The organism is Desulfosporosinus sp. SYSU MS00001, assembly GCF_049943955.1.
Classification (GTDB): Bacteria; Bacillota; Desulfitobacteriia; order Desulfitobacteriales; family Desulfitobacteriaceae; genus Desulfosporosinus.
On sequence record NZ_JBNFTW010000003.1, the window covers coordinates 325,627 to 343,389 of the forward strand.

At 46.1% G+C, this 17,763-nt stretch carries 27 protein-coding genes; all 27 read left to right on the forward strand.

Going from position 1 to position 17,763, the window contains the following annotated elements:
- Positions 1–3: 3 nt before the first annotated feature.
- The 27 genes from rpoC (at position 4) to rplO (ending at position 17,762) form a co-directional block, all read left to right on the forward strand.
- Positions 4–3,438, forward strand: coding sequence for a DNA-directed RNA polymerase subunit beta' (rpoC, locus tag ACPUYX_RS08075; protein ID WP_426379200.1), 3,435 nt, complete (start codon positions 4–6; stop codon positions 3,436–3,438).
- Positions 3,439–3,506: 68 nt separating this feature from the next.
- Positions 3,507–3,758 carry a L7Ae/L30e/S12e/Gadd45 family ribosomal protein gene (locus ACPUYX_RS08080; RefSeq protein WP_426379289.1) on the forward strand — a complete coding sequence of 84 codons (252 nt, stop codon included), beginning with the start codon at positions 3,507–3,509 and terminating at the stop codon, positions 3,756–3,758.
- Positions 3,759–3,847: 89 nt separating this feature from the next.
- Positions 3,848–4,267, forward strand: a complete 420-nt coding sequence (gene rpsL / locus ACPUYX_RS08085) for a 30S ribosomal protein S12 (RefSeq protein WP_047808622.1) — start codon at positions 3,848–3,850, stop codon at positions 4,265–4,267.
- A 43-nt stretch (positions 4,268–4,310) separates the two neighbouring features.
- The gene (gene rpsG, locus ACPUYX_RS08090; RefSeq protein ID WP_426379201.1) at positions 4,311–4,781 is read left to right on the forward strand and encodes a 30S ribosomal protein S7; all 471 of its coding nucleotides are present in this window, start codon (positions 4,311–4,313) and stop codon (positions 4,779–4,781) included.
- A gap of 39 nt (positions 4,782–4,820) precedes the next feature.
- The gene (gene fusA, locus ACPUYX_RS08095; RefSeq protein WP_426379202.1) at positions 4,821–6,899 is read left to right on the forward strand and encodes an elongation factor G; all 2,079 of its coding nucleotides are present in this window, start codon (positions 4,821–4,823) and stop codon (positions 6,897–6,899) included.
- 107 nt (positions 6,900–7,006) lie between these two features.
- Entirely contained in the window at positions 7,007–8,209 is a 1,203-nt protein-coding gene (gene tuf / locus ACPUYX_RS08100; RefSeq protein WP_047808625.1) for an elongation factor Tu, read from the forward strand.
- A gap of 229 nt (positions 8,210–8,438) precedes the next feature.
- Positions 8,439–8,744 (forward strand): 30S ribosomal protein S10, encoded by a 306-nt coding sequence (gene rpsJ / locus ACPUYX_RS08105; RefSeq protein WP_047808626.1) that lies wholly within the window; start codon positions 8,439–8,441, stop codon positions 8,742–8,744.
- Positions 8,745–8,924: 180 nt separating this feature from the next.
- Positions 8,925–9,563 (forward strand): 50S ribosomal protein L3, encoded by a 639-nt coding sequence (gene rplC, locus ACPUYX_RS08110; RefSeq protein WP_426379203.1) that lies wholly within the window; start codon positions 8,925–8,927, stop codon positions 9,561–9,563.
- A 23-nt stretch (positions 9,564–9,586) separates the two neighbouring features.
- Positions 9,587–10,210, forward strand: coding sequence for a 50S ribosomal protein L4 (rplD, locus tag ACPUYX_RS08115; RefSeq protein ID WP_426379204.1), 624 nt, complete (start codon positions 9,587–9,589; stop codon positions 10,208–10,210).
- A complete protein-coding gene (locus ACPUYX_RS08120; RefSeq protein WP_088228153.1) occupies positions 10,210–10,497 on the forward strand; it encodes a 50S ribosomal protein L23 in 288 nt (95 codons plus the stop codon). Before rplD ends, ACPUYX_RS08120 begins: the two co-directional genes overlap by 1 nt.
- 30 nt (positions 10,498–10,527) lie before the next feature.
- Positions 10,528–11,355, forward strand: coding sequence for a 50S ribosomal protein L2 (gene rplB, locus ACPUYX_RS08125; RefSeq protein WP_426379205.1), 828 nt, complete (start codon positions 10,528–10,530; stop codon positions 11,353–11,355).
- 18 nt (positions 11,356–11,373) lie between these two features.
- Positions 11,374–11,655 (forward strand): 30S ribosomal protein S19, encoded by a 282-nt coding sequence (gene rpsS / locus ACPUYX_RS08130; RefSeq protein WP_047808631.1) that lies wholly within the window; start codon positions 11,374–11,376, stop codon positions 11,653–11,655.
- Positions 11,656–11,677: 22 nt separating this feature from the next.
- Positions 11,678–12,019, forward strand: coding sequence for a 50S ribosomal protein L22 (gene rplV / locus ACPUYX_RS08135; RefSeq protein ID WP_047808632.1), 342 nt, complete (start codon positions 11,678–11,680; stop codon positions 12,017–12,019).
- Positions 12,020–12,023: 4 nt separating this feature from the next.
- Entirely contained in the window at positions 12,024–12,686 is a 663-nt protein-coding gene (gene rpsC, locus ACPUYX_RS08140) for a 30S ribosomal protein S3 (protein ID WP_088228151.1), read from the forward strand.
- On the forward strand, positions 12,687–13,124 hold the full coding sequence (rplP, locus tag ACPUYX_RS08145) for a 50S ribosomal protein L16 (RefSeq protein WP_088187400.1): 438 nt from the start codon (positions 12,687–12,689) through the stop codon (positions 13,122–13,124).
- On the forward strand, positions 13,114–13,317 hold the full coding sequence (gene rpmC, locus ACPUYX_RS08150) for a 50S ribosomal protein L29 (protein WP_426379206.1): 204 nt from the start codon (positions 13,114–13,116) through the stop codon (positions 13,315–13,317). Before rplP ends, rpmC begins: the two co-directional genes overlap by 11 nt.
- A gap of 23 nt (positions 13,318–13,340) precedes the next feature.
- A complete protein-coding gene (gene rpsQ / locus ACPUYX_RS08155) occupies positions 13,341–13,601 on the forward strand; it encodes a 30S ribosomal protein S17 (protein ID WP_053006266.1) in 261 nt (86 codons plus the stop codon).
- A 36-nt stretch (positions 13,602–13,637) separates the two neighbouring features.
- Positions 13,638–14,003 carry a 50S ribosomal protein L14 gene (gene rplN / locus ACPUYX_RS08160; RefSeq protein ID WP_088228148.1) on the forward strand — a complete coding sequence of 122 codons (366 nt, stop codon included), beginning with the start codon at positions 13,638–13,640 and terminating at the stop codon, positions 14,001–14,003.
- Between the two features lie 13 nt (positions 14,004–14,016).
- The gene (rplX, locus tag ACPUYX_RS08165; RefSeq protein WP_088228147.1) at positions 14,017–14,385 is read left to right on the forward strand and encodes a 50S ribosomal protein L24; all 369 of its coding nucleotides are present in this window, start codon (positions 14,017–14,019) and stop codon (positions 14,383–14,385) included.
- A gap of 20 nt (positions 14,386–14,405) precedes the next feature.
- Positions 14,406–14,945 (forward strand): 50S ribosomal protein L5, encoded by a 540-nt coding sequence (gene rplE / locus ACPUYX_RS08170; protein WP_426379207.1) that lies wholly within the window; start codon positions 14,406–14,408, stop codon positions 14,943–14,945.
- A 20-nt stretch (positions 14,946–14,965) separates the two neighbouring features.
- The gene (locus tag ACPUYX_RS08175; protein WP_083995860.1) at positions 14,966–15,151 is read left to right on the forward strand and encodes a type Z 30S ribosomal protein S14; all 186 of its coding nucleotides are present in this window, start codon (positions 14,966–14,968) and stop codon (positions 15,149–15,151) included.
- Between the two features lie 29 nt (positions 15,152–15,180).
- Positions 15,181–15,579: a 30S ribosomal protein S8 gene (gene rpsH / locus ACPUYX_RS08180; RefSeq protein ID WP_047808639.1), complete on the forward strand. Its 399-nt coding sequence runs from the start codon at positions 15,181–15,183 to the stop codon at positions 15,577–15,579.
- Positions 15,580–15,603: 24 nt separating this feature from the next.
- Positions 15,604–16,161, forward strand: a complete 558-nt coding sequence (gene rplF / locus ACPUYX_RS08185; RefSeq protein ID WP_047808640.1) for a 50S ribosomal protein L6 — start codon at positions 15,604–15,606, stop codon at positions 16,159–16,161.
- 53 nt (positions 16,162–16,214) lie between these two features.
- Positions 16,215–16,583, forward strand: a complete 369-nt coding sequence (gene rplR, locus ACPUYX_RS08190) for a 50S ribosomal protein L18 (RefSeq protein WP_088228145.1) — start codon at positions 16,215–16,217, stop codon at positions 16,581–16,583.
- Between the two features lie 27 nt (positions 16,584–16,610).
- Positions 16,611–17,111: a 30S ribosomal protein S5 gene (gene rpsE, locus ACPUYX_RS08195; RefSeq protein WP_426379208.1), complete on the forward strand. Its 501-nt coding sequence runs from the start codon at positions 16,611–16,613 to the stop codon at positions 17,109–17,111.
- A gap of 12 nt (positions 17,112–17,123) precedes the next feature.
- Positions 17,124–17,303 carry a 50S ribosomal protein L30 gene (gene rpmD, locus ACPUYX_RS08200; protein WP_426379209.1) on the forward strand — a complete coding sequence of 60 codons (180 nt, stop codon included), beginning with the start codon at positions 17,124–17,126 and terminating at the stop codon, positions 17,301–17,303.
- An 18-nt stretch (positions 17,304–17,321) separates the two neighbouring features.
- Positions 17,322–17,762 carry a 50S ribosomal protein L15 gene (rplO, locus tag ACPUYX_RS08205; RefSeq protein ID WP_088228143.1) on the forward strand — a complete coding sequence of 147 codons (441 nt, stop codon included), beginning with the start codon at positions 17,322–17,324 and terminating at the stop codon, positions 17,760–17,762.
- Position 17,763: the final 1 nt, after the last annotated feature.

Sequence of the window (17,763 nt, forward strand, 5' to 3'; positions counted from 1 at the left end):
GGATTGCTAGACGTCAATAACTTCGACCGTATGCGTATCGGCTTAGCTTCCCCGGATATGATCCGAGATTGGTCCTATGGAGAAGTAAAGAAGCCTGAAACCATTAACTATCGGACCTTAAAGCCGGAACGGGAAGGATTGTTTTGTGAAAAGATCTTTGGTCCGACAAGGGATTGGGAATGTCATTGCGGAAAATATAAACGGGTCCGCTACAAAGGTATTGTCTGCGATCGCTGCGGAGTTGAAGTAACTCGATCGAAGGTTCGCCGTGAGCGGATGGGGCATATTGTTCTGGCTGCTCCCGTTTCCCATATTTGGTATTTTAAAGGGATTCCAAGCCGCATGGGTCTGCTTTTGGATATGTCACCCCGTGCTTTGGAAAAAGTCCTCTATTTTGTTTCCTACATTGTTACCGATCCAGGGGATACTTCCCTTATGAAGAAGCAGCTTTTGACTGAAACAGAATATCGTGAATACCGTGAGAAGTATGATGACCGTTTTCAAGCAAGTATGGGCGCTGAAGCCATCAAACTTCTGCTCGCAGAAATGGATTTGGATAAACTCAATGATGAACTGCGCGGCGAACTGAAAGAAGTTTCCGGGCAACGAAAAATTCGCGCTATTCGTCGCTTAGAAGTCGTTGAAGCCTTTAAGCAATCAGGTAATCGTCCGGAATGGATGATTATGGATGTCGTACCGGTAATCCCGCCTGAACTGCGTCCTATGGTTCAATTGGACGGCGGCAGATTTGCTACGTCAGACCTTAATGACCTTTACAGACGGGTGATCAACCGTAACAATCGACTGAAACGCCTTTTGGATTTAGGGGCACCGGATATCATCGTTCGCAATGAGAAACGAATGCTCCAAGAAGCGGTTGATGCTCTGATTGACAATGGACGGCGTGGCCGTCCAGTGACAGGTCCGGGGAACCGTCCGCTGAAGTCTCTGAGCGATATGCTGAAAGGAAAACAAGGGCGTTTCCGTCAAAACCTTTTAGGAAAACGCGTAGACTATTCGGGACGTTCCGTTATTGTGGTCGGGCCGAACCTTAAATTGCACCAATGCGGCCTTCCTAAGGAAATGGCCTTAGAACTCTTTAAACCCTTTGTTATGAAGAAGCTCGTTAATGAAGGGCATGCCCATAATATTAAAAGCGCTAAACGAATGGTTGAGCGCGTACGCCCTGAAGTTTGGGACGTTTTGGAGGAGGTTATTACCGATCATCCGGTCCTCTTGAATCGTGCTCCAACCCTTCACCGTTTGGGAATTCAGGCTTTTGAGCCTAGCTTAGTTGAAGGACGTGCCTTACAGATTCACCCTCTCGTCTGCACAGCCTATAATGCTGACTTCGACGGAGACCAAATGGCTGTTCACGTCCCATTGTCTGCAGAAGCTCAGTCCGAAGCACGTTTGTTGATGCTGGCCTCTCATAACATCTTAAATCCTAAGGATGGCCGGCCTGTACAAACTCCTACCCAGGATATGGTCTTAGGTTCCTATTACTTAACGATGGAACGACCGGGGGCTTTTGGCGAAGGAAAAATATTCAAAGACTTTGATGAAGCAGTTTTAGCCTATGATTCGGGTGAAGTTCATTTACAAGCAAAGATTCAGGTTCGCCGTGATGATGGACTTTTGGAGACAACAGTCGGTCGTCTGATCTTCAATTCTGTAATCCCTAAAGAGATCGGCTACTTCAATGAAGTTGTCGGCAAAAAGGGTCTAGGTGAGATTGTGGCCAAGACCTACAGAATTGCCGGCTATGAAGCAACCGCCGCACTGCTGGACGGACTGAAAAGTCAAGGATTTAAGTTCTCGACCCGTGCAGGGATGACCGTTGGTCTAATGGATATCACCGTTCCTGAAGCGAAAACGGAAATTCTCTCCAACGCCGACCAGGCCGTTGCCAAAACAGAATTGCAGTATCGCCGAGGTTTAATTACCGATGAAGAGCGTTATAATTTAGTTATTGATACTTGGGCTAAAGCGACTAAGACAGTCACCGATGCCTTGATGGAAAGCTTAAATCAGTTCAATCCTGTCTATATGATGGCAACTTCAGGAGCACGGGGTAATATTCAACAGCTCCGGCAGCTGGCCGGAATGCGGGGTCTTATGGCTGATCCATCCGGACGTACCATTGAATTGCCGATTAAGGCCAATTTCCGTGAAGGACTGACGGTTTTGGAATACTTCATTTCCTCCCACGGTGCCCGGAAAGGTCTGGCTGATACAGCTCTAAGGACGGCAGACTCAGGGTATCTGACCCGTCGTCTGGTCGATGTTTCTCAAGATGTTATTGTACGTGAGGAGGACTGCGGAACAACGACTGGTATCATAGTCGAAGATATCAAGGATGGTCCGGAAATCATTGAGTCCTTGGAAGAACGACTAGTGGGCCGTTTCCTGCTGGAAGAGTTATACCATCCTACAACAGGAAAACTCCTTGCTGCTCCGGATAAGGAAATGACGGAAGAGCAAGCTAAAGAAATCGCCTCGATATTTGATTCGGTGGTTATTCGCTCCGTTCTGGCCTGTACTTCCCGTTATGGCGTTTGCAAGAAATGTTATGGACGAAACCTAGCTACAGGACGTCCGGTTGAAATGGGCGAAGCAGTGGGGATTATCGCGGCACAGTCTATCGGTGAACCGGGTACGCAGTTGACAATGAGGACATTCCATACCGGTGGTGTAGCCGGTGACGATATTACTCAAGGTCTTCCGCGGGTAGAAGAGCTTTTCGAAGCCCGTAAACCAAAAGGCCAAGCGATAATATCTGAAGTCAAAGGAAAAGTAGCGGTCAGTGAAGTTAAGGGACGCCGGGAAGTGGAGATCACTACCGAATCCGATGAACATGTGACTTATACAATACCTTATGGATCACGTCTCAGAGTGCGGGACGGGCAGATGGTTGAAGCAGGGGATGAACTGACAGAAGGAAGTATTAACCCTCACGATATGCTGAAGGTAAAGGGCCTGAGAGGGGTTCAGGTTTATCTCGTAGGTGAAGTTCAGCGTGTTTATCGCCTTCAGGGGGTTGACATTAACGATAAACATATTGAGGTCATGGTTCGCCAGATGCTTCGTAAGGTGAAAATAGATGATGCTGGGGACACAAGCCTGCTTCCGGGCGGTCTCATAGATATATTTGATTTCCAAGATGAAAACGCTACAGCGATCGCCAATGGAGGAGAACCGGCTGTCGCACATGCCGTTCTGCTGGGAATTACCAAGGCTTCTTTGGCAACAGACTCCTTCCTGTCTGCGGCTTCCTTCCAGGAAACGACTCGAGTCCTTACTGAGGCAGCCATTAAAGGAAAGGTGGATCCTCTCTTGGGACTCAAAGAGAATGTCATCATTGGCAAGCTCATTCCTGCAGGCACGGGGATGGCTCGTTACCGCAATATCAAAACCTCTGAAACAAATCTGGTTTGAAATTATTGACACCTTTGAATGCAAATGCTAAACTACTATAGTGTGTGCTAAGGGAGGAAAGCATATTGTTGCTTGATGAAACCTTTAAACAGGCTAAAAATAAAACCGTTGGCTTAAAGCAGACTCAACGCGCCTTGGAAAAAGGACTTGTACGGTGCGTATATGTTGCTAAAGATGCAGAGTCCCATGTTTTGCGCCCGATTATTGAATGGTGCCGCACCCATGATGTTGAACATCAAGAGGTGCCTACAATGAAGGATCTTGGCAAAGCCTGCGGGATTGAAGTAGGAACAGCTGTGGCGGCTGTTTTGAAGGACTGATTTATTTACTGCTGGTTTTGGAATTGCTTGCTAAATGCTGAAGCAAGCAATTCCTTGTATATTGATTTGATCAGAAAGGAGGTAAAGACATGCCGACAATTAACCAACTCATTCGTAAAGGTCGTACTTCAGTTGAGAAAAAGTCGACAGCTCCGGCATTACAGTGGGGCTATAACTCTTTAAAACGCAAACAATTCCCGTCTGGCGGCTCTTCACAAAAGAGAGGGGTTTGCACGAGGGTTTATACCACCACTCCTAAAAAGCCTAACTCTGCGCTTCGTAAGGTTGCCCGTGTTCGTTTGACAAATCAACTGGAAGTTACTGCATATATTCCGGGTATTGGTCACAACCTTCAAGAGCACTCCGTGGTTCTTCTCCGTGGAGGTCGTGTTAAGGATCTGCCAGGCGTACGTTATCACGTAATTCGCGGCGCCCTTGATACAACGGCTGTGCAAAAACGTGCACAAGGCCGCTCGAAATACGGGGCAAAACGTCCGAAAAAAGCCTAATTTTGCTTTGAGTGCTTGAGTACGCTATAAAGGAGGGAAACTAATGCCACGTAAGGGATATATTGCGAAACGAGAAGTTCTGCCCGATCCGATTTATAAAAATCAGACGGTCACTAAGTTTATCAACCAAATTATGTTAGATGGCAAAAAGGGGACGGCTGAAGCTATTTGCTATAGTGCCTTTGATATGATTCAAGAAAAAGTCGGCAAAGATCCGTTGGAAGTCTTCAATAATGCTATGAAAAATGTCATGCCCGTTTTAGAAGTTAAGGCCCGTCGTGTCGGTGGAGCCAACTATCAAGTTCCTATCGAAGTACGTGCAGAACGACGATCGACTCTCGCACTCCGCTGGATTGTCTCAATGGCTCGCAAGCGGGGCGAGAAAACGATGCAGGAGAAAATTGCTGCTGAGTTGCTCGATGCCGCTAATAATACCGGCGGTGCTGTCAAAAAGAAGGAAGATATGCATAAAATGGCTGAAGCGAATAAAGCTTTTGCGCATTACAAATGGTAGTTTGAGGCACACTGATTTTGACAGAAAGGGGGAATCGCAGTGGCAAGACAAAACTCGCTTGAAAATACGCGTAATATTGGGATTATGGCCCATATTGATGCTGGAAAAACAACGGTGACAGAACGTATTCTATTCTATACAGGACGCGTGCATAAAATTGGTGAAGTACATGATGGCGCAGCAACAATGGACTGGATGGTTCAGGAGCAAGAACGCGGCATCACGATTACTTCAGCAGCAACGACCTGTCAATGGAGAAATAATAGGATTAACATCATTGACACACCAGGGCACGTGGATTTCACCGTCGAAGTTGAACGTTCTCTGCGGGTACTTGATGGTGCTGTAGCAGTATTCTGCTCAGTTGGCGGAGTCGAACCGCAGTCTGAAACCGTCTGGCGTCAAGCGGACAAATACAAAGTTCCGCGTATTGCATATATTAATAAAATGGACCGGATGGGAGCCGACTTCTTCCGTGGTGTTTCTATGATCGCGGATAGATTGGGTGCTAAGCCTGTACCAATTCAGGTGCCTATCGGAGTGGAAGACAACTTTAAAGGTGTCGTGGATTTGGTAACAATGACTGCGATCATTTACACGGATGACTTAGGTACAACCGCGGAGCATAACGCGATTCCTGAAGAGTTACAGGAAATATCAAATGAGTATCGCGAGAAGCTTGTTGAAGCAGTTGCAGAGACCGACGAAGAGCTCATGATGAAGTACCTCGAAGGTGAAGAATTAACGGAAGAAGAAATACGAACCGGTATACGCAAAGGAGTTATCAGCAATACCTTTATTCCGGTATTGTGTGGTTCCGCTTTTAAAAATAAAGGCGTTCAGCCTCTTTTGGATGCAGTCGTAGACTATATGCCGTCTCCTTTGGATGTCCCCCCCATTAAAGGGGTTCATCCGGATACAGGCGAAGAGGATCATCGAACCGCATCCGATGAGGAACCATTCTCTGCTTTGGCCTTTAAGATCATGGCAGACCCCTTTGTCGGAAAGCTGGCTTTCTTCCGTGTTTATTCCGGTGTACTAAGTGCAGGTTCCTATGTCTTTAACTCGACAAAAGGCAAGAAGGAACGTATCGGACGTATTCTCCAAATGCATGCTAACCACCGTGAAGATATTCCTGAGGTTCGTTCAGGGGATATCGCCGCTGCAGTCGGTTTGAAAGAAACGACTACTGGAGATACTCTTTGTGACGAAAAAATACCGATTATCCTTGAAAAAATGGTCTTCCCTGAACCGGTTATTGACGTTGCTATTGAGCCGAAAACAAAAGCCGACCAGGAAAAGATGGGCGGCGCGCTTTCACGTTTGGCTGAAGAAGACCCGACGTTCAGAATGCGTACTGATGTAGAGACCGGACAAACAATTATTGCCGGAATGGGCGAGCTCCACCTGGAGATTATTGTTGACCGTCTGCAGCGTGAATTTAAAGTTCAATGTGATGTTGGACGTCCGCAAGTTGCTTATAAAGAGACCATTCGCAAAGCAGTTAAAGCTGAAGGTAAATTTGTAAGGCAGTCGGGCGGACGTGGACAATATGGACACTGCTGGGTCGAATTTGAACCTCTGGAACCCGGATCTGGATTTGAGTTTGTTAACAAGATCGTTGGAGGGGTTATTCCTCGCGAATATATCAACCCAATCGGTGATGGTATCGAAGAAGCTATGCAAAACGGTATCCTCGCAGGATATCCTGCTCTTGATATTCGGGCTACAGTCGTTGACGGTTCCTATCATGATGTTGACTCTTCGGAAATGGCCTTTAAGATTGCCGGTTCGATGGCTTTCAAAGCCGGTGCCCTAAAAGCTGATCCGGTAATTATGGAACCTGTAATGAAAGTTGAAGTAACGGTCCCTGAGGAATACATGGGCGATGTTATTGGTGATATCAGTTCCCGCCGCGGACGTATTGAAGGTATGGAAGCTCGCGGAAATTCTCAGGTTGTTCGCGGTTTTGTTCCTCTTGCCGAAATGTTTGGCTATTCGACTGATTTGCGTTCAGCCACTCAAGGCCGCGGTGTTTACGTGATGCAATTTGACCATTACGAAGAAGTTCCAAAGACCATCGCTGATGGAATTATTGCTAAACGTCAAGGTTCGTAAGCGAGGTTTGAAGTCCGAGGCTGCGATTCAAGCTGATAAGTTATGATCACAACCTCGGCACCTCACTGAATTATAAATCCCTGAAATAATTTAAAGGAGTGAAAAACATGGGAAAAGCGAAATATGAACGTACAAAACCTCACGTTAACGTTGGAACCATCGGACACGTAGACCATGGCAAAACTACCACTACTGCTGCAATCACAATTGTTCTTTCTAAAGTCGGCGGTGCTATTGCTACCGCATTCGACCAAATTGACAAGGCTCCAGAAGAGCGCGAACGTGGTATTACCATTTCTACAGCTCACGTTGAGTATGAGACAGAAACTCGTCACTATGCACACGTTGACTGCCCAGGGCACGCTGACTATGTTAAGAACATGATCACCGGTGCTGCTCAAATGGACGGCGCTATCCTCGTTGTATCAGCTGCTGACGGCCCGATGCCGCAAACTCGTGAACATATCCTCTTGGCTCGCCAAGTTGGTGTTCCCAGTATTGTTGTTTGGCTTAATAAAGCTGATATGGTTGATGACGCTGAACTCTTAGAGCTTGTTGAAATGGAAATCCGTGAACTCTTAAGCTCTTATGAATTTGATGGCGACAATATCCCCATCATTCCCGGTTCTGGACTTAAAGCCCTTCAATGTGGCTGCGGTAAACGTGAGTGCGAGTGGTGCGGAAAGATCTGGAATCTGATGGATGCCGTTGATTCCTACATCCCTACTCCAGAACGCGATACCGATAAGCCTTTCTTGATGCCTGTTGAGGACGTTTTCACGATTACCGGTCGTGGTACTGTTGCTACCGGCCGTGTTGAGCGTGGTGCAGTTAAAGTCGGAGACGAAGTTGAGATTGTTGGCTTAAGCGCTGCTGCTCGTAAGACAGTTGTAACCGGTGTTGAAATGTTCCGCAAACTCTTAGACCAAGCCCAAGCCGGCGATAACATTGGTGCACTTCTCCGTGGTGTTGAGCGTAAAGACATTGAACGCGGTCAAGTTTTAGCTAAAACCGGTTCCATTAAGCCTCACACCAAATTTTCCGGCGAGGTTTACATCCTGAATAAAGAAGAAGGCGGACGTCATACTCCTTTCTTTAACAACTATCGTCCCCAATTCTATTTCCGTACAACGGATGTAACCGGTGTTATCAACCTTCCTGAAGGAACCGAAATGGTTATGCCTGGAGACCGTGTAACGATAGATGTTGAGCTCATCACTCCAATTGCTATGGAAGAAGGACTTCGCTTCGCTATCCGTGAAGGCGGACGTACAGTTGGTTCAGGAATCGTTGCCAAGATTTACGCCTAATTAATGCATTCAAGGCACGAGATTTAGAGAGGAAGAGATTCTTCCTCTCTAATTGCGAAGGTCAGGTAAAGGAATGTCGATAGCTGTGGTCATACTCGTCTATCAGATCTCCGGCATCTGACCGCTGATATCTGGAATGGCGTAAAAGGTTGCTGGGCAAGTGACTCCGCTTGTCTAGGGAATTTTTGCGCTCGACCCGTGTAACGGGAATTAAGGAGGTAGAAGAAACATGAGTCAAAAGATTAGAATTCGCTTGAAAGCTTTCGATCACAAAACGTTAGATCAATCTGCAGAACGTATTGTAGACACAGCAAAACGTACCGGAGCTCAGGTCAGTGGCCCGATTCCGCTCCCGACTGAGAAGAATGTTTACACGATTTTGCGTTCGCCCCACGTTAATAAGGACTCAAGAGAACAATTCGAGATGCGGACCCATAAACGTTTAATCGATATCCTTGAACCAACATCTAAAACTGTGGATGCATTAATGCGTTTAGATCTGCCTGCAGGGGTAGACATTGAAATTAAGCTTTAAATAAAGCTTAAAAATCATAAGTTTTTGTAGCTTAATAAAAAAACTTATGATATAATAGGATGTGCTTGTCGCGAGAAACACCCGGTAGCGTGTAAAAATATCGCGGTAAGATAAATAAGGTGACGCTCTCGTGCACCAGAGTATTCTGGCGCACTTCAAAGCGTCTAGGAGGTGGCATTCGTGTCAAAAGGAATTCTAGGTAAAAAAATAGGGATGACTCAAGTCTTCACAAGTGAGGGTAAAGTTATTCCGGTCACAGTCGTGGAAGCAGGTCCTTGCCCGGTGGTTCAAAAGAAAACGGTTGCCTCAGATGGATATAATGCTATCCAATTGGGTTTCTCCGTACTTCGTGAAAGCCTGGCAAACAAGCCTCGCCAAGGGCATTTTCAAAAGGCAAGTTTAAAGCCTATGCGGTATGTCCGGGAATTTAAAGTTAATGACATCGACAATTATGAAATCGGCCAAGAAGTTAATGTAGATCTTTTTGCAGTCGGCGATAAAGTGGATGTCGTTGGTACCTCAAGAGGTAAAGGTTTTCAAGGCATGATCAAACGCAATAGTGCCAGTCGCGGACCGATGGCTCATGGATCTAAGTATCATCGCCGTTCAGGTTCCCTTGGCGCGAAGGGTCCGGCTCGAGTATTTAAAGGACGTGTTTTGCCAGGCCGAATGGGCGGCGAACGTGTAACAGTACAAAACTTGGAGATTATCCGAGTTGACTTAGATAAAAATTTGATCTTGATCAAAGGGGCTGTCCCGGGAGCGAAAAAATCATTGCTCATTCTGAAGCCTTCTGTCAAGGCGAACAAGGCGAAGTAGCACTGAGAAAGGAGGAATAAGCAATGCCTAAAGTTCAAGTAGTAAATATGCAAGGCGCACCCGTTGGTGAAATTGAACTTAGTGATAATGTCTTTGGAATAGTACCAAATGTTCATGTTCTTCATTCGGCTGTAGTTTCCCAATTAGCTTCTCTTCGGCAGGGAACACAATCTGCTCTGCTGCGTGGTGAAGTACGCGGAGGCGGACGTAAACCTTGGCGTCAAAAGGGAACTGGCCGTGCGCGTTCTGGAAGCTCACGCTCCCCGGTTTGGAGAGGCGGCGGTGTTATATTCGCGCCGAAACCACGGAAATATGGATTTAAATTACCGAAGAAAGTTCGTCGTTTGGCTTTGCATTCGGCACTCTCTTCGAAGGTTATAGAGCAACAGCTCATTGTTTTGGATGATCTGAACCTCGCAGAGGTTAAGACTCGTGAAATCGTCAAGCTCCTTAAGGCTCTTCAAGTTAACAAGAAGGCCATGATTGTCACGGATGAGGCTGACGATGCAGTATTTCGTTCGGCTCGCAACATAGAGGGTGTAATCTCAATGGATGTTGCCGGAATGAATGTTGTAGACTTGCTCAATCATGATGTCCTAGTGATGACTAAGGCTGCTGTATCAAAAACAGAGGAGGTGTTTGCGTAATGCGCGACGCACGTGAGGTCCTCAAAAACCCGGTTATTTCTGAAAAATCCGTTGGTCTTGTTGAGGAAAACAAATACTCCTTCTGGGTAAATCCGGCTGCCAACAAAATCGAAATTAAAGCTGCAGTGGAAAAAATGTTCAAGGTTTCAGTGGTTGAAATTCGCACGATCAATGTTCGTGGAAAAATGAAACGGGTAGGCAAGTATGCCGGAAAGACCCCGAACCGAAAAAAAGCGATTGCTACGCTTAAAGCTGGAGATAGAATTGAAAACTTCGCAGGCCTGTAAGCAGCTTAAAGCAAAGGAGGAAAGAAACCTATGGCACTGAAGTCATTTAAACCAACGTCAGCCAGTCGACGTCAAATGACTGTTTCGACGTTTGAGGAAATCACTAGAACTGAGCCGGAACGTTCCTTGTTAAAGCCGTTGCGCAAGAAAGCCGGTCGTAATAGCGAAGGTCATCTAAGCGTACGCCATAAAGGCGGCGGACATAAGAGAATGTATCGCGAAATTGATTTTAAGCGGAATAAAGATGGTATTCCGGCTCGGGTGGCCAGTATTGAATATGATCCTAACCGATCTGCTAATATTGCACTGCTCAATTACAAAGATGGATTTAAAGCTTATATCCTTGCCCCCAATGGATTGGAAATCGATCAAATGATCGTATCCGGACCGGAGGCGGATATCAAAGTGGGAAATGCACTGCCTCTGCAAAATATACCGGTTGGTACTTTATTGCATAACATTGAGATGAAACCCGGCAAAGGAGCCCAAATAGTTCGAACAGCTGGAGCTTCGGCTCAATTAATGGCTAAAGAGGGCGCTTATGCCACATTACGTCTCCCTTCCGGCGAAATGCGCATGATTCGGCTCGAATGCCGCGCTACCATTGGACAGGTCGGGAATTTAGACCATGAAAACATTAACATTGGTAAGGCTGGACGTTCGCGCTGGCTGGGAATACGCCCGACGGTCCGTGGTTCTGTTATGAACCCTTGCGATCACCCTCACGGCGGTGGTGAAGGTCGTAACTCGATCGGTCGTAACCCTGTTACACCTTGGGGAAAACCAGCTCTTGGTGCAAAGACTCGGAAGAAAAAGAATTTGTCGAATCGCTTTATTGTGAAACGGCGCAGTAAGTAGTCGAAAGGAGGCCCATGAATGAGCAGATCTGTAAAAAAAGGACCTTTCGTCGAAGCTCGTCTCCTCGCACGTGTTGACGCGATGAACGAATCCGGTGACAAGCGCGTTGTCAAGACATGGTCCAGACGCTCAACAATTTTCCCGCAAATGATTGGTTTTACTATTGCAGTTCATGATGGACGGAAACATGTCCCTATCTATATTACCGAAGATATGGTAGGGCATAAACTTGGCGAGTTCGCGCCGACTCGCACCTATAAGGGCCATGCTGGCAGTGAAAAGTCCAGCGGTCTACGATAATTCGAGAGGAGGCTAAAGACACATGCAAGCAAAAGCAGTGGCAAAATACGTACGTATCTCTCCTCGTAAGGTGCGCCAAGTTGTAAATTTGATCCGCGGCAAAAAGGTTAGTGATGCGTTCGCCATTCTACAATTTACTGCTAAGGGATCAAGTGCTGATGTTACAAAGGTGCTCAAATCAGCAGTTGCAAATGCAGAGCATAATTATGACATGGATACGGATGAACTTATCATCACTCAAATTTGTGTGGATGAAGGACCAACTTTAAAACGCATTAAGCCAAGAGCTATGGGACGTGCTGATCAAATCCGGAAACGGACCAGTCACATTACCGTGGTTGTCGGCGAGAAGAAGGAGGACTAAAGCTGTGGGTCAAAAGGTTAATCCCAAAGGCCTCCGCATCGGGATAATCCGTGATTGGGAAAGCCGATGGTATGCAGATAAAAACTACGTAGAACTTCTTCACGAAGATCTAAAAATTCGTGAATTCGTTAAAAACAAGCTTAAACAAGCTGGTTGTCCCAAAGTTGAGATTGAACGTGCGGCTAGCCGTATCAAGATATCAGTTTATGCTGCTAAACCAGGGATTGTTATCGGTCGCGGTGGTGCAGAAGTTGAAAATTTGCGAAAGCAGCTCGAAGCCATGACTGGCAAGCAAGTTGCTGTTAACATTGTTGAAGTTAAAAAGCCTGAGTTGGATGCGCAATTAGTTGCCGAAAATATAGCCCAACAACTGGAAAAGCGTGTATCCTTCCGTCGTGCCATGAAACAAACGGTTGGCAGGACCATGCGTCAAGGTTCATTGGGAATTAAAATTCAATGCAGCGGTCGTCTGGCTGGAGCCGAAATCGCCCGAACAGAATGGTATCATGAAGGTAAAGTGCCCCTTCACACCTTGCGTGCTGATATTGACTACGGATTTGCCGAAGCTAATACCACGTACGGTAAAATTGGTATCAAAGTTTGGATTTATAAAGGTGAGGTTCTTCCAGCGAAGAAGGTCGTCGCTCAGGTGGAAGGAGGAAACTAAATGTTAGTCCCAACCAGAGTGAAACATAGAAAACAGCATCGTGGTCGGCTGACTGGTAAAGCAACTCGCGGTACCACGATTACCTTTGGTCAATACGGTCTTGTAGCCCTGGAAAGCGGCTGGATTACCAATCGTCAGATTGAAGCTGCACGTATTGCTATGACTCGATATATTAAACGGGGCGGTCAAGTATGGATAAAGATTTTCCCGGATAAGCCAATTACGGCTAAACCTGCTGAAACTCGTATGGGTAGTGGTAAAGGTTCCCCGGAATATTGGGTAGCCGTTGTCAAACCAGGTCGTGTCATGTTTGAACTCGACGGTGTTGCTGAGGACGTCGCTCGTGAGGCTCTTCGTTTAGCAATGCATAAACTCCCGATCAAATGTAAGATCGCTTCCCGTGCAGATTTACTAGGAGGTGACGCAAATGAAAACTAAGGATTACCGTGATCTGACAGATGATGAAGTCGTTAAGCAGATTGACGATTACAAAACCGAACTGTTTAATTTGCGTTTCCAATTGGCAACGGGACAACTTGATAACCCGATGCGAATCCGTGAAATCCGCAAAGGAATTGCTCGTGGCAAGACGATTTTGCGCGAACGTGAATTAAAGATTGAACGTTCTTAAGTTGAGAAAGGAGGCTTTTTAGCGTGGAAAGAGCCCAGCGTAAAGTTCGGATCGGCAAAGTAGTCAGCGATAAAATGGATAAAACCATTGTTGTCTCTGTAGAAATTACTGAAAGCCACCCTCTATATAAAAAGACATTTACTCGCACGAAGAAATTTAAAGCTCATGACGAGAATAATGAAGCTCATATCGGCGATACTGTTACAATCATGGAAACTCGCCGTTTAAGCAAGGATAAATGCTGGCGCATGGTTAAAGTTCTGGAAAGGGCTATTGCGCTCTAATTTACTGATATTTAGTTCGGAAGGGGGTCAAAGGGAATGATCCAGGTACAAACTAGGCTTCGGGTTGGAGACAACTCTGGTGCAAAAGAATTGATGTGTATTCGGGTGCTCGGGGGCTCAATGCGTCGGTATGCATCAATTGGAGATATTATCGTAGCTTCTGTTAAAGAGGCAACGCCAGGGGGCGTTGTTAAAAAGGGTGACGTTGTTAAGGCAGTTGTTGTCCGCACCAAGAAAGAAATTCGACGTACAGACGGTTCATATATCCGTTTCAGCGAGAATGCTGCCGTCATTATCAGAGATGACAAGAGTCCTCGTGGAACACGTATTTTTGGACCTGTTGCACGTGAACTGCGTGATAATTATATGAAAATTATTTCCCTGGCACCGGAAGTTATCTAAGACCCCATGATAGATGGAGGTGAAGAAAGTGACTGCTACTAAGCATAAAGTACAACCTAATAAACTACACGTTAAAAAAGGCGATTATGTCATGGTCATCAGCGGTAAAGATGCCGGTAAAAAAGGTAATGTAATCGAAGTATTCCCGAAAAAGGGCCGCGTTGTCGTAGAAAAGGCTAATATTGTTAAACGTCACACAAAACCCTCTCAAGCAATGCCTCAAGGCGGTATTATTTCCAAGGAAGCTCCGATGGCCAGTTCTAACGTTATGCTATATTGCCAAGAGTGTAATTCCGTGACTCGTGTAAGCTTCAAGTTAACGGATAACGGAAAAGTTCGCGTCTGCAAACATTGCGGAGTGAATCTACCCGATAAACACTAATCGCGAAAGGAGGGACCCCAGTGGCTCGTCTAAGAGACAGATACATTAGTGAAATAGCTCCTGCGCTGCAGCAGAAGTTTGCTTATAAAAATGTTATGCAAATCCCTAAACTTGAAAAGATTGTGGTCAACATGGGTGTGGGAGAAGCTGTTCAAAACTCCAAAGCGATTGATTCTGCTGTAGGAGATCTTATGATTATCACAGGGCAAAAACCCATTGTGACCAGAGCTAAAAAATCAATTGCAGCTTTTAAACTTCGTGAAGGTATGCCCATCGGATGCAAGGTAACTCTTCGCGGTGAAAGAATGTATGAATTTATGGATCGCCTCTTAAGTGTGGCATTACCCCGCGTTCGTGATTTCCACGGAATCTCAGGTAAGGCATTTGACGGACGTGGAAACTACACTTTAGGGATCAAGGAGCAATTGATTTTCCCAGAAATTGAGTATGACAAGATCGATAAGCTCCGCGGCATGGATGTAGTTTTCGTAACGACGGCAAAGACCGATGAAGAAGCGCGTGAGTTGCTTCGCGGATTCGGAATGCCGTATCGTGATTAAAGAAAGGGAGGTTCAAGAGCGTGGCTAAAACATCGATGGTTGTCCGCCAAAATCGCGGGCAAAAGTTCGCCGTACGTTCGCATAACCGTTGTAAGCTTTGTGGACGTCCCCATGCTTATATTCGGAAGTTTGGTATATGCCGGGTTTGCTTCCGGGAGTTGGCTCACAAAGGTGAACTTCCTGGGGTCACGAAGGCCAGTTGGTAAAACTATTGTAAGGAAGGGGGACGACTGAAGTGTCAATGTCAGATCCGATTGCAGATTTTCTAACACGTATCCGCAACGCTGGGATGGTTTATCACGACAAGGTTGAGGTACCATCATCACGGATTAAACGGGAGCTTGCGGAGTTGCTTAAAGCCGAAGGCTATATTAAAGACGTAGAGTATATTGCGGACGACAAACAAGGTGTTATCCGGATGTATTTGAAATATGGTCCCAATCGTGAACGCGTTATTACTGGGCTTAAGCGAATAAGCCGTCCAGGATTGCGTGTCTATGCGAAAAAGGATGAAATTCCCAAAGTCCTCGGAGGCCTCGGAGTTGCCATTATCTCAACTTCAAAGGGGATTATGACGGATAGGAAAGCCCGTAAAGAGGGCCTTGGAGGAGAAGTAATCTCCTATATTTGGTAATTATCACAATGGGAGGTGCAGTGAATGTCCAGAATTGGTAAGCGTCCCATTGGAATCCCCAATGGTGTCGACATCAAAATAGAGGATAACTTGGTCACTGTAAAGGGTCCTAAAGGTACCCTGAGCAGACAAATTCATTCATTAATGACGGTCACAGTAGAAAATTCACAGGTCACTGTCACTCGAGCCGATGATGAACCTTTGAGCCGATCCTTACATGGGTTGTCTCGCACTTTGATTGCCAATATGGTAGAAGGTGTGACAAACGGGTTCACAAAAGGACTTGATATGGTTGGTGTTGGCTACCGTGCAGCTAAGCAAGGTAACAAGCTTGTTTTAACGGTTGGTAAATCCCACCCTGTGGAATTAGTGCCTTTTGAAGGTATTGATTTCGAAGTTCCAGCTCCCAATAAGATCCTAATTAAAGGAATGGATAAGGAGCTTGTCGGAGCTTTTGCGGCTGTTGTCCGCTCAGAACGACTGCCTGAGCCTTATAAAGGCAAAGGAATTAAGTATGAAACTGAAGTTGTACGTCGTAAAGTTGGTAAGACCGGCGGTAAAAAGGGCGGCGCTAAGAAATAATCCAAAATAGCAAGGGCCAAATCTCTTGCAGTTCTGAAAGGAGTGTGTACCCTTTGATTAAGCGCATTGATCGAAAGGCTCTTCGCATTAAAAAGCATAAGAGTATCCGCAAAGCAATAACCGGCGTCGCAGATCGTCCGCGTTTGGCAGTATTTCGAAGCTTGAATCATATCTACGCTCAAGTGATCAATGATGAGCTTGGTGTGACACTGGCAGCTGCTTCTTCCCTTGATCCGGAATTTAAAGCAGCAAACCTGTCCGGTGGAAATACTTCTGGGGCTCAAAAAGTCGGCGAAATGATCGCAAAGAAAGCTCTTGAAAAAGGGATTACGCAGGTTGTTTTCGATCGTGGAGGCAATCTCTATCATGGCCGAATCTCTGCATTAGCAGAATCAGCACGTGAAGCTGGACTCAGCTTTTAAGCTAGGGTAAAGGAGGGAAAAATCAAATTGGCGAAATTCGAAGCAAACAAGTCGGAGTTGAATGAGAGGGTCGTTCATATAGCCCGTGTTGCTAAAGTTGTAAAGGGCGGACGCCGCTTTAGTTTCAGTGCCCTCGTTGTTGTTGGTGATGGTCATGGACGTGTAGGAGCAGGATTAGGCAAAGCTGGTGAAGTTCCTGAGGCTATCCGCAAGGGAGTCGAAGATGCGAAGAAGAACCTTCTTTCTATTCCTATGCATGGTACGACCATTACTCATCCTATTGTAGGAATATTCGGCGCAGGACAAGTTTTGTTAAAGCCAGCTTCCAAAGGAACTGGTGTTATTGCAGGAGGCGCAGTTCGTGCGGTTCTTGAAGCTGCAGGCGTGCATGATATCTTAGCAAAGTCTTTGGGTTCGGCAAACGCGCATAATATGGTCAATGCGACAATGGCTGCGTTAAAATCTCTTAAGCGTCCAGATGAGATTGCCAAACTCCGAGGTAAAAACGTAGAAGAAATTCTAGGTTAAGGAGGGTTGGTCATGAAAATTAAAGTGACGCTGACGAAGAGTCCGATTGGTTATTCAAAGGCGCAGCATAAAGTTTTGCAAGCACTTGGACTGGGAAAAGTTGGCTCAAGTGCTGTTCATGAAGACTCCCCAGGCATTTTAGGGATGATTCATAAATGTATGCATTTAGTAACAGTCGAACAAGTTCAATAGAAGGAGGTGTGGGCGAGTATGAAACTGCATGATCTTAAGCCTGCTGAAGGATCAACTCATGCCCCGAAACGTCTCGGGCGTGGAATAGGATCGGGTAATGGCAAAACAGCCGGCAAAGGGCATAAAGGACAAAATGCCCGTGCAGGCGGAGGTGTCCGTCCTGGTTTTGAAGGCGGACAAAATCCACTTTACCGCAGAATGCCGAAACGTGGCTTTAAAAATATTTCCAGAAAAGAAATTGTTGCTCTGAATGTACGCGATCTAGAACGTTTTGAAAACGGGACGGTAATCACCCTTGAAAGCCTCTTAGAGAGTGGTCTGATTAAGGCTGTAAAAGATGGTGTAAAGATTTTAGCAACGGGGGAATTAACCAAAGCTCTGACCGTCAAGATTGACAAAGTCAGCCCTGCCGCGGCAGAAAAGATAGTTGCAGCTGGTGGCAAAGTAGAGGTGGAGTAGT